The sequence below is a fragment of the Phocaeicola coprophilus DSM 18228 = JCM 13818 genome (assembly GCF_000157915.1).
In the GTDB taxonomy this organism is placed as follows: Bacteria; Bacteroidota; Bacteroidia; order Bacteroidales; family Bacteroidaceae; genus Phocaeicola; species Phocaeicola coprophilus.
Genome location: NZ_EQ973635.1, coordinates 241,885 through 256,768 on the forward strand (window position 1 = coordinate 241,885; position 14,884 = coordinate 256,768).

12 protein-coding genes are annotated in these 14,884 nt (G+C 44.3%); 9 read left to right on the plus strand and 3 right to left on the minus strand.

Annotated features, from left to right (window positions below):
* Window positions 1-101 precede the first annotated feature (101 nt).
* Both lysA and BACCOPRO_RS05620 read left to right on the plus strand, forming a co-directional pair.
* Window positions 102-1,262, plus strand: coding sequence for a diaminopimelate decarboxylase (lysA, locus tag BACCOPRO_RS05615; protein ID WP_008141738.1), 1,161 nt, complete (start codon window positions 102-104; stop codon window positions 1,260-1,262).
* Between the two features lie 153 nt (window positions 1,263-1,415).
* Window positions 1,416-2,582, plus strand: a complete 1,167-nt coding sequence (locus BACCOPRO_RS05620) for a glycosyltransferase (RefSeq protein WP_008141739.1) — start codon at window positions 1,416-1,418, stop codon at window positions 2,580-2,582.
* A 97-nt stretch (window positions 2,583-2,679) separates the two neighbouring features.
* On the opposite strand, the gene BACCOPRO_RS05625 is transcribed toward BACCOPRO_RS05620, so the two are convergent.
* Window positions 2,680-4,872, minus strand: a complete 2,193-nt coding sequence (locus BACCOPRO_RS05625; RefSeq protein ID WP_008141740.1) for a DUF5686 family protein — start codon at window positions 4,870-4,872, stop codon at window positions 2,680-2,682.
* 117 nt (window positions 4,873-4,989) lie between these two features.
* Between BACCOPRO_RS05625 and BACCOPRO_RS05630 the strand changes: the two genes are divergently transcribed.
* Window positions 4,990-5,691: a Crp/Fnr family transcriptional regulator gene (locus tag BACCOPRO_RS05630; RefSeq protein ID WP_008141741.1), complete on the plus strand. Its 702-nt coding sequence runs from the start codon at window positions 4,990-4,992 to the stop codon at window positions 5,689-5,691.
* Window positions 5,692-5,783: 92 nt separating this feature from the next.
* Here the strand turns inward: BACCOPRO_RS05630 and BACCOPRO_RS05635 are convergent, their stop codons facing one another.
* Complete coding sequence (locus BACCOPRO_RS05635; protein ID WP_008141742.1) at window positions 5,784-7,031, minus strand: ABC transporter permease; 1,248 nt, start codon at window positions 7,029-7,031, stop codon at window positions 5,784-5,786.
* Complete coding sequence (locus BACCOPRO_RS05640) at window positions 7,031-8,233, minus strand: pyridoxal phosphate-dependent aminotransferase (protein ID WP_008141743.1); 1,203 nt, start codon at window positions 8,231-8,233, stop codon at window positions 7,031-7,033. The genes BACCOPRO_RS05635 and BACCOPRO_RS05640 overlap by 1 nt, the downstream gene beginning before the upstream one ends.
* A 205-nt stretch (window positions 8,234-8,438) precedes the next feature.
* Here BACCOPRO_RS05640 and BACCOPRO_RS05645 point away from each other — a divergent pair, with 205 nt between their 5' ends.
* The 6 genes from BACCOPRO_RS05645 to BACCOPRO_RS05670 all read left to right on the plus strand — a co-directional run.
* Window positions 8,439-9,674, plus strand: coding sequence for a hypothetical protein (locus BACCOPRO_RS05645; RefSeq protein WP_008141744.1), 1,236 nt, complete (start codon window positions 8,439-8,441; stop codon window positions 9,672-9,674).
* Between the two features lie 92 nt (window positions 9,675-9,766).
* A complete protein-coding gene (locus tag BACCOPRO_RS05650) occupies window positions 9,767-10,249 on the plus strand; it encodes a DUF4494 domain-containing protein (RefSeq protein ID WP_155819104.1) in 483 nt (160 codons plus the stop codon).
* A 6-nt stretch (window positions 10,250-10,255) separates the two neighbouring features.
* Window positions 10,256-10,924, plus strand: a complete 669-nt coding sequence (locus BACCOPRO_RS05655) for a YggS family pyridoxal phosphate-dependent enzyme (RefSeq protein ID WP_008141747.1) — start codon at window positions 10,256-10,258, stop codon at window positions 10,922-10,924.
* 14 nt (window positions 10,925-10,938) lie between these two features.
* Window positions 10,939-11,913, plus strand: a complete 975-nt coding sequence (locus BACCOPRO_RS05660) for a dihydroorotate dehydrogenase-like protein (RefSeq protein WP_008141748.1) — start codon at window positions 10,939-10,941, stop codon at window positions 11,911-11,913.
* 202 nt (window positions 11,914-12,115) lie between these two features.
* Entirely contained in the window at window positions 12,116-13,768 is a 1,653-nt protein-coding gene (locus BACCOPRO_RS05665) for an AMP-binding protein (RefSeq protein WP_008141751.1), read from the plus strand.
* 10 nt (window positions 13,769-13,778) lie between these two features.
* Window positions 13,779-14,884 (plus strand): LA_2272 family surface repeat-containing protein (locus BACCOPRO_RS05670; RefSeq protein ID WP_008141753.1); only part of this gene is annotated, 1,106 nt, incomplete at its 3' end.

Below are 14,884 nucleotides of genomic sequence, written 5' to 3' on the forward strand. Positions count from 1 at the left end.
CAATGAAACTCTAGAAGAGCGGATGTTCACGGTTCTTAAACACCGCGTCGTCCGCTCTTGCTACATTATCTATTCAATAAAAATAAAAAACTGAACTAAGCATGAAAGGAACATTCCCTATTCATAAATTCCGCGAACTGGAAACTCCCTTCTATTATTACGATACGAATCTGCTGCGCCATACGCTGGATACGATTCGTAAAGAAGCCGGAAAATACAACAAGTTCTGTGTACATTACGCTGTTAAGGCCAATGCAAATCCTAAGGTTTTAAGCATCATCCGGGAAAGCGGACTGGGAGCCGACTGTGTAAGCGGAGGTGAAATCAAGGCTGCAATCAAGGCTGGATTCCCGGCAAACAAGATTGTTTATGCCGGAGTCGGCAAAACAGATGCAGAAATCAACCTCGGACTGGATTATGATATTTTCTGCTTTAACGTGGAATCTGTTCCGGAACTTGAAGTCATTAATGAACTGGCTACAGCCAAAGGTAAAATCGCCAGAGTGGCCTTCCGCATCAATCCGGATGTGGGTGCACATACGCATGCCAACATTACAACCGGCCTGGCCGAAAACAAATTCGGTATCAGCATGAAGGATATGGATCATGTAATCGATCGGGCACTGGAAATGAACAACATTAACTTTGTCGGTCTCCACTTCCATATCGGTTCACAGATCCTCGACATGGGTGACTTCACTGCTCTCTGCAACCGCATCAATGAATTGCAGGAAAAGCTCTATGCCCGTCAGATCATTGTAGAGCACATTAATGTGGGAGGCGGACTCGGTATCGATTATGCCCACCCGAACCGCCAGCCTGTACCTGACTTTGCTTCCTACTTCGAAACTTATCACAAGCATCTGAAGCTCCGCCCGCAACAGACACTCCACTTCGAACTGGGACGTTCTGTTGTAGGACAATGCGGAAGCCTCATCACAAAGGTGATCTATGTAAAGCAGGGAACCAACAAGCAGTTTGCTATTGTAGACGGAGGTATGACAGACCTTATCCGGCCAGCTCTTTATCAGGCATACCACAAAATCGAGAATATCACTTCTGACGAAGCAACCGAAACTTACGATGTGGTAGGTCCGATCTGTGAATCATCTGATGTATTCGGAAAAGCTATCGACTTAAACAAAGTGAAACGTGGTGATCTCATTGCCCTCCGTTCAGCAGGAGCCTACGGGGAAATCATGGCATCCGGCTATAACTGTCGTCAGCTTCCTCAGGGATATACTTCAGACGAACTGGTATAACAAAACAGCACATCTCTATGATGTGACTTTAAACGCCCAAGCACGCAGACCGCAAATCCGCAAATTCTGGAAGAGCAGTCTGTGTGCTTCTCCGTTTCACGCACATTCTTTAGATAACACATCTCGGCGTAATACAATCAAAAACGGAACAATATGACAGTAGTACCTCTTTCACCAGTCTTATTGACACTAATCATTGCCTGCTGTACGCTGTTTCTCATACAGCTGGCATTTGTGCTTGGTATTTACAACCGCATACATCAGGCCTGCAAGAAACTTTCCGGCTCTCCGGCAGACAGCAATACTCCCCTTCCCCCTCTTTCGGTCATTATCGTAACGAAAGATACCGGAAAAGTTCTGGAAGAAAACTTGTCGGCCATACTGGAACAGGATTATCCTCAGTTTGAAGTTATCGTCGTCAATGACCAGTCTGCCGGCGAAGACGAAAACATACTGAAACGGATGGAGGGAAAATATCATCACCTCTACCGCACTTTCATACCTCAGACAGCGCGTTATATCAGCCGGAAAAAGTTAGGCATCGCCATGGGTATCAAAGCCAGCCGCTACGAATGGATTGTAGTAACAGAACCCTATTGCCGGCCTGTCAGCCCCAACTGGCTACGCAGTCTGGCTTCTCATTTCACCCCCGAAACGGACATTGTGCTGGGCTACAGCAACTACTTCCCCGCCAAAGGATGTTTTGCACGGCGTCTGATCGCAGACACTTTATTCCACTCCATGCGGTATCTGGGGATGGCTCTGGCAGGAAAGCCCTACATGGGTATCGGACGCAATCTGGCTTATCGGAAACGGATTTATGAAAACCACAAAGGATTCTCAGACCAGCTTGTCTTACAGCGGGGTGAAGATGACCTGTTCATCAATTCCGTAGCCAACTCCTATAATACACAAGTAGCTGTTCATCCGGACAGCATCGTGCGCATGCCTATACCTCCTTACAAGCGGATCTGGTTTGAAGAAAAGATCGGAGAACATGTAACCGGACATCTTTACCACGGATGGGCAAGATTCAGCAACGCTTTCGAAACCTGGACTTGTGCCTTGTTTCATCTGATCACACTGGCAGGCCTGATCTTATCCATCATCTCTTTTCAATGGATAGCAACTGGTGTATTCTTCCTTTTAGGTCTTATCCGATTCATCATTCAGATGATCGTTTTCAGGAATACGGCCAAGGATATGCAAGAAAAATTGTGCTGCGTATTCCCCGTATTCGATCTTTTCCGCCCGCTCTTAAGCTTACAACTCAAGCTGCTTTACTTCATGCGGGCCAAGAGTGATTTCCTGCGCAAATAACTTTCATCGGATATTTTCCAGTCAAACAAAGCCCTTTTCCAGAAATAGCCTCCACTGGAAAAGGGCTTTGTTTGTCGGGTAAAAAGACTGACTACCCCTACTTATTAAATAATTCGAAAGTAAACTTACAGCCCACAGAAGTAAATTTTCCTTTTTCACTGCCAATGAAGATTCCTGCATCAAAAATATGGGTTGCAAAGCCATAACCCAATTCAATATAAGGATTCAAGTGTGGCATAAACAATATACCTCCGTAAATACGCTCCTTCTGGATAAACGACAGCAAACGACTTACCGGATAAAGGAGAATGAACGGAGCTTCATAAGTCATATTACCTCTTACATAATGACTTGAAGCATTATACCAGCGGCCGTCCAGTGACTGGAAGGTTCCACCTATATCATCGTTCCATCCCTGTGGAAGATTCCGGTTGGCAAAATCCACATAATCCACAAAATACAAATCCTTCTGATTCGTAAAGCATCCCATCCCTATATGATAGGCAATTGAACGTACTCCCTGTAAGCGGATCATTTGTTCGGCTGAAGCTTCGATTCGCTCATATTCACCAAAATTATTCATTATGCGGATGCCCCGCTCATAATCCACCATAAACGTAGGATAACGGGAACCGACATTTACCTTACGGGGACCATTCATGTAATAATACATGCCTGGAGTCCACTCAATCCGGATGCGAGGAGCAAAACTGTTATAATGTGAGCGTACCCGCTGTTCAACTTCCGGAGAGCTTTTAGTATAACGGCGGTGCATGGACACCCCCGTCCAGAGCCGCAAACCATTTACTATTTCAATATTATGAGATACGTTCAAATAGATATCCTTAAAATAATCAAGCTCCAGCCCATCAAAACTAAACGTACTGTCCGGCAACTGCTTCAACTGATCAAGAACGACACTACTGTAAATTCTGTTACCGTTACCCGCATGGACTTCAAAACCGGCATGCTTCCGAGGATTGTACAAATACTCCATATCCACTTTGGCATAAAGTTCTTTCTTCGTAAAGTTATATCCGACCTGAGGAGCAATACGGAGCAAACGGCCATCATGAAACAGTTTGTTATATTTAAATACCTGCCGATAAGAAATACCATTGCGATGACTATAACTGATCAATAAAGGATTTATCAATGGAGAACAATTGATACTGCCCACTTTTGACATATCGATATCATAGCTGCTGATCAGCGCATCTCCAATCTGCCCCAGATACACCAGATTCTTCTGCAACTTTGTAGGTTCTTTCTTTACCGTATCAGCTGCAATACGGCGCTGATTCCGTTCCTCCATTGCCCGATAAAGTGAATCCTCAACAGGCAGAAGAGGTTTGGGACGAATCAAATCAAAAGAATCACGGTCTGTCACCAGGCGGCTGGTATCACACGACAAAGTGTACGAATTGGACAGGTTATAATTCTTACGCACCAATCGCTTCAGGGAAGGTTCTTCCGGTCCGCAAAACGTTATTTCATTATATTGCATCCATCCGGTATACTTCATCTCCAAATGATTACCAAGAAATTTAAAATTCAAGTCCAGTTCTATTTCTTGCGGCAAATAACGAGTTGCCTCCGTATTTCCCATACTTAATGACATATTATACTGAATCAGATCATAATGCCCTTTTACATCAATATGCCGGATAGTCCACTCACCTGCCAGGATCTCCAGTCTACCTTCCAGCAATTGCGTGCTTCGATAACGTGGTATTATCTGAATGACATACAGATCTCCTTCCGAAGTATGTGAGATAGAATCCAATATATAACGGTAATGTACTTTTGCTTTTTTATTCAAAGGAGAAAGAACCTTATTCCCCATTAATGACGATGAGTATATATTAAACTTCATATAATCAAGAACGTCAAATACCTGCCCTCTGGAACTGGGAAAGGTTGTTGAAATAGCACGCACCTTACGATCATATAAAGCCGGAGCCGTATAATGTAATTCACTAACCGACTCGTGTAAGTAAGAATTTATTCCCTTCTCAAAACGGAACATAGAAGGAAGATAGCGGATTATACGGTTTTGCTTATGAACCTGAAGCCTTCCTTTCAGATACAGGTCTGCCTTGTACTCTTTCACTTCATTGGAGTGCAGAGAAGCAGAATTAAAAATACATTCCAATATAGAATCAGCAACAGCACTCTTGCGAGGAAAATTGGGAAATAAATTCTGGGCTTCTCCTGCCAATGAGCACAAAAATAATGCAATTCCTATTAGTACCTTATATATATAATATGACCTGTACAGTTTTTCCATATTTCAAGACAAATATATAATAAAACACTATTTAATCTGATTTTTTTACTCATTAAAAAGTCGAATTTCATTTTTTATTCCTATTTTTGTGCTTAATAACACGATTTTGTAACACTTATGGTAAAAAAGGAATTATCAGAAGCCGAAATTGCCGAAAGTATACCTGACTTGTGGCAACCTTTAACAGAAGAGCAACGCATACTCCTTGCTCAAAATTTTACTATACAAAAATACAAGAAGAATGAGACCATCTATTGTGAAGGGGAAACTCCTACACACTTGATGTGCTTGCTCACCGGTAAAGTAAAAATCTATAAGGACGGAGTAGGTGGCCGAAGCCAGATCATACGAGTCATCAAAAGGCATGAGTACTTCGCATACCGGGCTTACTTTGCTGAAGAAGATTATGTCACGGCAGCGGCTGCCTTTGAGCCATGCACAATCTGCCTGATTCCTATGCCGACAATCATCAGCCTGATTCAGGAAAATGCCGAACTGGCAATGTTCTTCATCCGCCAGCTATCCATCGACCTGGGTATTTCTGATGAAAGAACAGTAAGCCTTACACAGAAGCACATTCGAGGAAGACTGGCAGAATCCCTTCTGTTCCTGAAAGATACATACGGAGTTGAAGAAGATCAGTGTACACTAAGCATCTATCTCTCACGTGAGGATCTGGCAAATCTTTCCAACATGACAACCTCAAATGCTATCCGTACATTATCAAATTTTGCTGCTGAGAAACTGATTATCATCGACGGTCGAAAAATCAAACTTATAGAAGAAGACAAGCTCAAGAAAATAAGCAAAATCGGATAAAACCTTTTTTCCATAAATATTCTATCAAAAAGAGAAACGGCATGAGAAAATATTTCGATCTTTCCTCATGCCGTTTCTCTTTTTAATCTTTATTATTCAAATCTTATTGATTTAGCCGGATGAATACGACTGATCAGACAAGAAGGACCAACCAGCATTAACAGCGAAACAAGCAACGTACACACATTCAGCAACAAATAAATGCCCAGGTTCAATTCTATCGGTACCGCACTAATATAATAGTCGGCAGGATCCAGTTTAAACGGCTGTAAGAAATATTGAACAAGACAAACAGAGACTCCTATGACATTCCCCCATAACATCCCTCTTCCGATAAGAAAGACGGAAAAAGAAAGGAAAATTTCTCTGATGGACACATTGCTTGCTCCCATGGCCTTCAATACTCCAATCATGTTTGTACGTTCCAATATGATAATGAGCAATCCCGATATCATGGTAAAACCAGCTACTCCGGTCATCAAAATCAGAATCACCCAGACATTCGTGTCCAGCAATCCCAGCCAATCAAAAATCTGAGGATAAGCTTCTTCCACCGTACGGGAAAAATATCCCTGCCCATAACGATCCTTATGATTTCCCAACAAAGCAAGAACGGACTCATTCACTTCATTCAACCGGCTATAGTCAGAGACTTCAATTTCCACTCCTCCCACTTGTTCCGGCTCCCAGTTATTCAAACGGTTTACCGTATACAAATCTGTAATGAGAAAGAAATCATCATAAGCAGACAAGTTGGTACAATAAATACCAGCCACTTCCAACCGGCGTGCCCGGACATTCCCTTCTACATAGTAAGTAAACAATTTATCCCCCACTTTAAGGGACAATTTATCTGCTATGGTACGTGAAACAAGCGCCTGATTGCTGGCAACCGAGTCTGAGAATGAAGGTATCTCCCCTTCCTGCAAATGTTCCTGCAGGAAAGAAACATCATATTCTCCGGCAATCCCTTTCAATACCATTCCCTGAAAATTATCGGAAGTCATGATCATTCCCGGTTTGGTGGAATAACGTTGCACATGACTTACCAGCGGAACGTCCTTCAGAACATGCATCAAGCTGTCACCACATACCACTGGAGACATCTGATAAAGCTGGGTTCCTTCAATACCCGACAAAATAATATCTGAGCCCAGACCCACAACTTTATCACGTACCTGATGCTTGAAGCCCAAAACAACAGAAACAGAAACAATCATTACAGCCAGCCCCACGGCAATGCCACTTATGGCAATACGCATAGCAGGCTTAGACACTTCTTTCTTCCCGTCATTACTCCGATAAATTCGCCGGGCTATGAATAATTTCCAGTTTGCCATTATTCATCCACTCTTCCAGGATAGGCTTCAAGTGCTTTCCGCAAAATAAACAAGGCTCGAATCAAATCCTCTTTCTTTAAGACATACGCTACACGAACTTCATTTCTGCCTCCTCCCGGAGTTGTATAAAATCCACTGGCAGGAGCCATCATCACCGTTTCACCTTCATAATTAAAGTCCGTCAGACACCATGCACAGAATTTCTCACAATCATCAACCGGCAGCTTGGCTACTGTATAGAAAGCTCCCATCGGTATAGGAGAATAGACTCCCGGTATCCGATTAAGTCCATCAATCAGACACTTACGGCGTTCCACATATTCATCGTAAGTTTCCCGGGCGTATTCTTCAGGTTCATCCAAAGAAGCCTCAGCAGCAATCTGACCAATTAAAGGAGGACTCAGACGGGCCTGGCAAAACTTCATGACAGCCTTGCGGACTTCCGGATTCTTTGTGATCAGCGCACCGATACGAATACCACATTCTGAATACCGCTTGGATACAGAATCAATCAGTACGACATTCTGTTCGATACCTTCCAAATGACAAGCTGAGATATAAGGTGAACCTGTATAAATAAATTCACGATAAACTTCATCCGAGAAGAGGAACAGATCATACTTCTTCACCAAATCCCGAATCTGATTCATTTCACGGCGTGTATACAAATAACCTGTCGGATTATTGGGATTACAGATCAATATACCCTTGGTCCGTTCATTGATCAGTTCTTCAAACTTTTCCACTTTGGGCAATGAGAAACCCTCTTCAATCGTGGTAGTCACCGTACGTATCACGGCTCCGGCAGAAATGGCAAAGGCCATATAGTTGGCATAAGCAGGTTCCGGAACAATGATTTCATCTCCAGGATTCAGACAGCTCATAAACGCAAACAAGACAGCTTCAGAGCCTCCTGTCGTAATAATAATATCATCTGCTGTCAGATTAATATCATATTTCCGGTAATATCCGACCAATTTTTCTCTATAACTCCGGTATCCCTGACTGGGACTATATTCCAAAACAGTCCGATCTATATTGCGAATCGCATCGAGGGCTGCCCGGGGAGTTGGCAGGTCCGGCTGACCTATATTCAAATGATAAACATGAATCCCTCTCTCTTTGGCTGCCTCAGCTAAAGGCGCCAATTTTCGAATCGGCGACTCAGGCATTTCATTACCTCTGATGGATATTTGTGGCATAATTTATAATTTTAAAATAAGTTAGAGATGCAAATATAAACAATTGTTTTGAATCAAGATCTATTTTTAACCTTGAATTCATTTAGGCACATGGTTAGCTATCAAGAGTCTTACCATTTGTCAATGTTTGTTATCAAGAATTCATTTTCTAGGCTTATTCAAAAAAAAGAATTAAGTTTGTTCTGGATTAATAAAAACAAGAACCATGAACTTATACCTCATTGTATTTTCGTCCGAAATCAACAAAAAAGAACAAGTCTATGAAAATCATAAAGAACTTTTTGTCGAACTTGAAAAATACTTTACGCTTTATTTAGTCAACTATCAGGATGCTGACAGTATCCCCAGCCATGAATACAAAATGGCTTTCATCTCCAGCGGAGGTGTGGAAGCCAAAGTGGTAAGCAACTTCAGCATTTTCCCATATCCCATTACATTACTGGCCGACGGATTAAACAACTCACTCGCCGCAGCCCTTGAGATAGCAGCCTGGGTACAGTCCAAAGACATGAAAGTAAGGATTATTCACGGGCCGGTTCCTGAAATGGTCAAGCAGGTGCTGCTGCACCATCAGGCCTTTGCAGCCAGACGGTCCTTGAAAGGAAAACGTATCGGCGTCATCGGTACTCCTTCTTCCTGGCTGGTATCCAGTCACGTCAATTACCTGCTGGCCAGCAAACGATGGGGAGTCACTTATCTGGACATTCCGCTGGACAATGTTTACAATCATTACCAGCATATCACAGATGATGAAGTAGGTGTAGAAGCATCTGTTTTCGCCAATCGCGCCAAAGCATGTCAGGATGCAACGCCTGAAGATCTGCTGAAAGCCATGCGGCTGTACAAAGCCGTCAAGAAAGTATGCGAGGAAGAGCATCTGGACGCAATCACCCTTGCCTGCTTTGCCATACTTCAGGATCTGGGTATTACAGGCTGCCTGACTCTGTCCCTGCTCAATGATGAAGGTATTCCGGCCGGATGTGAAAGTGACCTGCAGTCAATCATGTCACTGCTCATGATCCGGGAACTGATCGGCCAGCCGGGCTTTATGGCCAACCCGACGTTCGTCAATTCCCGACAGAACGAGATCCTTCTGTCCCATTGCTGCATCCCGACCAAAATGACAGACGACTTCATCATACGCAATCATTTCGAGTCCAATTCAGGTATAGCTATCCAGGGCCTCCTTCACGAGGGAGATATTACTCTTTTCAAATGCGGAGGCGAATGTCTGGACGAATATTTTGTATCTTCCGGCTATCTAAAGGAAAACACCAATCTGATGGCTGCCTGCCGCACCCAGGTGAAAATAAAACTTCAGAAAGATGTCAATTACTTCCTTCAGTCACCGTTAGGAAATCACCACATCCTGATAAAAGGAGATTATACGGAAGTTATACAGGAATTCATGCAACAAAACAGATGTAAGGTTCGGGAATAAATCAGTACCTGTCGTATTTTTCCAATTCTTATACTTCAATTTTCAAATCAGATCTTTTATCTTTGCATGAAGAAATAATATTTAAGAAAAGAATTATGATGCACACTTGGTTTGAATGCAAAATACGTTATGAAAAAATTGCCGAAAACGGCATGACTAAGAAGGTAACCGAGCCCTACCTGGTAGACGCTCTCAGCTTCACAGAAGCAGAATCACGAATTATCGAGGAAATAACTCCCTTCATCACAGGAGAATTTACGGTTTCAGACATCAAACGTGCCAACTACAGTGAATTGTTTCCCTGCGAAGAAGATGCAGCCGACCGCTGGTTCAAATGCAAGCTTTATTTCATCACCATCGATGAAAAAAGCGGAGCAGAGAAAAAAACAGCAGCCAACATGTTAGTACAAGCTGCCGATTTACGAGATGCAGTAAAGAAACTGGATGAAGGCATGAAGGGAACAATGGCAGACTACAGCATCGCATCGGTCAGCGAAACGGCTATCATGGATGTTTATCCGTATTCAGCCGAACCCAATGTCAAACCGGAATTCCCTGATGCTGACAAAAGATAAAAAGAAATGGATATTCAGACAAACATAAAGGAGATTCTGACAGAGCTGCCTTCTGGAGTCAGACTGGTAGCCGTATCAAAGTTTCATCCAAACGAATGCATTGAGGCTGCCTATCAGGCCGGACAGCGCATCTTTGGAGAAAGCAAGGTACAGGAATTGACTGAAAAATACCAGACACTGCCTAAAGACATCGAATGGCATTTCATCGGTCATCTGCAAACCAACAAGGTGAAATACATTGCTCCCTTTATCAGCATGATTCATGCTGTCGACTCTTTCAAGCTGCTGGAAGAAATAAACAAGCAGGCTTCCAAAGTAAACCGGATCATCCCCTGTTTACTTGAGATTCACATCGCACAGGAAGAAAGCAAATATGGATTTACCTTCGAAAGCTGCCGCGAAATGCTTCAGGAAGGTGCATGGAAAAACCTGAAGAATATTTCCATCAACGGGGTAATGGGAATGGCAACCAATACAGAAGACAGTGATGAAATCCGCAAAGAATTCAAGCTGCTGCATGATTTCTTTACGGAACTCAAACAAACATACTTCCCGAACGAGGCACAATTCTGTGAAATATCCATGGGTATGTCGCACGACTATCCGCTGGCTATAGAAGCAGGAAGCACCCTGGTACGCGTAGGAAGTAAAATTTTTGGAGACAGAATCTATTAAATCATACTACCGATATGGCACAATTAACAACCACTTATGCAGGGTTAACATTACAGAACCCTATCATTATCAGCAGTTCCGGACTGACAAACAGTGCGGCAAAAATCAAAGAACTGGAAAAATCCGGTGCAGGCGCAGTCGTTTTAAAGTCTGTATTTGAAGAACAGATCAACATGCAAGCCGGAAACATGCAAGGTTATGGTTCACCTGAAGCAGACGACTACTTGGGAGCATACGTGCGTTCGCATGCACTCAATGAACACATAGCACTTATTCAGGAAGCCAAAAAGAGCTGTTCCATTCCCATCATCGCAAGCATCAACTGCTACAGCGACAATGAATGGGTAGACTTTGCCGTGATGATGGAACAAGCCGGAGCCGACGCACTGGAAATAAACATTCTCTCACTGCAAACCAGCAAAGATTATACTTTCGGCAGCTTCGAACAGCGGCATATTGACATTTTACGCCACATTAAAAAGGTGGTTAAGATCCCGGTTATCATGAAACTTGGAAGCAATCTGACCAATCCGATTGCGCTGATCAACCAGCTTTATGCCAATGGTGCGGCAGCAGTTGTCCTGTTCAACCGCTTCTACCAGCCGGACATCAATATCGACACCCAGACATTCACCAGCAGCAATGTCATGAGTACTCCGAATGAACTGGCCGACAAAATACGCTGGACTGCCATTGCTTCCAGCCAGATTCCGCAATTAGACTATGCAGTATCAGGCGGAGTTCACTGTGCAAAAGGAGTGATTAAATCCATCCTGGCCGGAGCAACGGCTGTACAGATATGCAGCGTCATCTATCAATATGGCAATAAAGAAATCGAGAACATGAAACGGGAACTTTCTGTCTGGATGGAAGAGAACGGATACGAATCCATTTCACAATTCAAAGGAAAGCTCAATGCCAGTGCAACCGGAGATGTCAATCCGTTTGAACGTACTCAGTTCATGAAGTATTACAGTTCACACGAATAAGAAATAAGGTATAACAACAAATCTGTTTTCCCCATGACACGGAATGTTTCCTTTCTTTCCTGAAAGGCAAGCATTCCGTGTCAATTTATAGACAGAGGGCAACGACAACACCTATTTTTTCGCCAAAAATATTGCAGAACCCCAGGAAAAAGGTATCTTTGCACAGATACATTCACTTTTGTGCAATTTCAAAAGCTTATTTATGGAACAAAGTTTTTTAGCTTTCATCGAAGAAAGCATCAAAAAGAACTGGGATCTGGATGCTCTGACAGATTACAAAGGCGCCACCTTACAATACAAGGATCTCGCACGCAAAATAGAGAAATTACATATTTTGCTTGCCGAAAGCGGCATTAAGCCTGGAGACAAGGTTGCCTTATGCGGAAGAAACAGTTCCCATTGGGGCGTAGCTTTTCTGGCCATCCTGACTTATGGTGCAGTAGCCGTGCCTATCCTGCATGAATTCAAGCCTGACAACGTTCATAATATTGTCAATCATTCCGAAGCACGTCTGCTCTTCGTAGGTGATGTGGTATGGGAAGCTCTGAACGAAGCCGAAATGCCTTTGCTGGAAGGTATTATCCTGATGACCGACTTCACCCTGCAAGTGTGCCGGAGCAAACAGCTGGAGTATGCACGCGACCATCTGAATGAATTGTTCGGAAAGAAGTTCCCGCGCAATTTCCGTAAGGAACACGTTGCTTACCGGCGGGATATGCCGGACGAACTGGCTGTCATCAATTACACGTCGGGAACCACCAGCTTCTCCAAGGGAGTAATGCTTCCCTATCGTGCATTGTGGTCGAACACACAATTCGCATTCGAGGTGCTGAGCCTCAAGCCCGGCGACCGGATTGTTTCCATGCTTCCCATGGCACACATGTACGGACTGGCCTTTGAATTCCTGTATGAAGTATGCTGCGGATGCCATGTGTACTTCCTCACCCGAATGCCCAGCCCGAAGATCATATTCGAAGCATTTTCCGAAGTCAAGCCTCATATCGTCATTGCAGTTCCGCTGATTATAGAAAAAATCATCAAAAAGAAAGTGCTTCCCATGCTGGAAACTCTCAAGATGAAGATCCTGCTGAAGGTGCCAATCATCAACGACAAGATCAAGGCTGCCGTACGGGAACACATGATTCAGGCCTTTGGAGGCAACTTCTACGAAATCATCATCGGAGGAGCAGCGTTCAATCAGGATGTCGAAAAACTGCTGAAAAGTCTGGACTTCCCTTATACCGTCGGATACGGTATGACAGAGTGCGGACCGATCATCTGCTATGAAGACTGGCATAACTTCAAGCCGGGATCCTGCGGAAAAGCAGCTCCGCGCATGGAAGTACGGATAGACAGCCCCGATCCGGCAAACATAGTCGGAGAAATTCTCACGCGGGGAGACAATGTCATGCAAGGATACTACAAGAATCCGGAGGCTACCCGGCAGGCCATCGACGAAGACGGATGGCTGCACACCGGAGACCTGGGTATCATGGATGCTGAAGGAAATATCACCATCAAAGGAAGAAGCAAGAACATGCTGTTAGGACCTTCCGGTCAGAACATTTACCCGGAAGAAATCGAAGACAAGCTGAACAATATGCCTTATGTTGCCGAAAGCCTCATCATCCAGGAAAGCGACCATAAGCTGGCAGCCCTGATCTATCCGGACTTTGAAGATGCCTATAAACAGGGACTGACAGATGGAGACATCGAACGTGTAATGGACGAGAACCGGACAGCTCTCAATGCCGAACTTCCGGCTTATTCACAGATTGCACGAGTTAAGATTTATCCGGAGGAATTTGAAAAGACGCCTAAAAAGAGTATCAAGCGTTTCCTCTACCAAAAATAAAGAACAGAAAATGACACAATATTCGAAAGCGATCGCATTGTTTCTGTCGGCAGGATTCCTGCTGACAGGAACAATCTCTTTAAATGCCCAGCAAAGAAAAGGCCTGAAGAAAGGACCTAACGTTTCACTGAACATCACCAACAAGAAAAAAGAACCTCACAGAACGTATTTCAATCTGGGGTTGTTCAGCAACTTTGCCCAGCTCAATGGCGTCGGAATCAATGCCATCTCGAGCATCGTACACCACAATTCATATGGACTTCAAGTATCCGGACTGGCTAACGTAACAGGCCTGAATGCATCCGGATTCCAGGTTTCCGGTCTGGCCAATGTCGCAGGAAGAGACCTGAAAGGAGTAGCTTTGTCCGGCCTGATGAACGTCAGTGGAAAAAGCCTCAAGGGCTTGCAGGTTTCCGCACTCGGAAACATTTCCGGAGCCGATATGAACGGCTTGTCATTCAGCGGACTGATCAATCTGGGAGGGAAAAAGGCCAACGGTCTGCAACTGGCCGGTCTGGCCAACATCAGCGGAGAATCCCAGAAAGGAGTAGCTGTCGGAGGTCTGATGAACGTGGCCGGAGAATCGGCATCGGGCGTCCAGCTGACTTCCCTGCTGAATGTGGCTGGCAAGCAGAACAACGGATTACAGCTGGCCGCACTCGGCAACGTGAGTGTCTGCAACAAGGGAATGCAATTGAGTACGATCAACTTCGGAGTTGAAAACGCAGGATTACAGCTGGGAGTCGCCAACATCAGCCAGACCGGCAGAAAAGGCCTGCAGGTCGGAGTGGTCAATATAAGCAAAGACAGTGCGGCTCATCAGGTTGGCTGCATCAACATCCGCCCGGACACCCGGATACAGATGCTCGTCTCCGGCGGAAATGCCAATAAATTCAATCTTGCCGTACGCTTCAAGAACCGGTATACCTATACCGTCTGGGGAGCCGGAGCCTATTACCTGGGACTGGACAAGAAAATTTCACTCAGCGGATTCTACCGGGCCGGAGTGTACTACCCTATCCTGCCTAAGCTGGAAATCAGCGGAGACATAGGTTTCCAGCATATCGAAACCATGGACAACAAGAACGAAGGCTATCCGGCACGCATGTATGCCTT

What these genes read in the sequence shown, in the direction of transcription:
- BACCOPRO_RS05630 (WP_008141741.1), top strand. Translation starts at nt 4,990, where the DNA reads ATGGTAAAAAAGGAATTATCAGAAGCCGAAATTGCCGAAAGTATACCT.
- BACCOPRO_RS05655 (WP_008141747.1), top strand. Translation starts at nt 10,256, where the DNA reads ATGGATATTCAGACAAACATAAAGGAGATTCTGACAGAGCTGCCTTCT.
- lysA (WP_008141738.1), top strand. Translation starts at nt 102, where the DNA reads ATGAAAGGAACATTCCCTATTCATAAATTCCGCGAACTGGAAACTCCC.
- BACCOPRO_RS05625 (WP_008141740.1), bottom strand. Translation starts at nt 4,872, where the DNA reads ATGGAAAAACTGTACAGGTCATATTATATATATAAGGTACTAATAGGA.
- BACCOPRO_RS05645 (WP_008141744.1), top strand. Translation starts at nt 8,439, where the DNA reads ATGAACTTATACCTCATTGTATTTTCGTCCGAAATCAACAAAAAAGAA.
- BACCOPRO_RS05660 (WP_008141748.1), top strand. Translation starts at nt 10,939, where the DNA reads ATGGCACAATTAACAACCACTTATGCAGGGTTAACATTACAGAACCCT.
- BACCOPRO_RS05665 (WP_008141751.1), top strand. Translation starts at nt 12,116, where the DNA reads ATGGAACAAAGTTTTTTAGCTTTCATCGAAGAAAGCATCAAAAAGAAC.
- BACCOPRO_RS05620 (WP_008141739.1), top strand. Translation starts at nt 1,416, where the DNA reads ATGACAGTAGTACCTCTTTCACCAGTCTTATTGACACTAATCATTGCC.
- BACCOPRO_RS05635 (WP_008141742.1), bottom strand. Translation starts at nt 7,031, where the DNA reads ATGGCAAACTGGAAATTATTCATAGCCCGGCGAATTTATCGGAGTAAT.
- BACCOPRO_RS05640 (WP_008141743.1), bottom strand. Translation starts at nt 8,233, where the DNA reads ATGCCACAAATATCCATCAGAGGTAATGAAATGCCTGAGTCGCCGATT.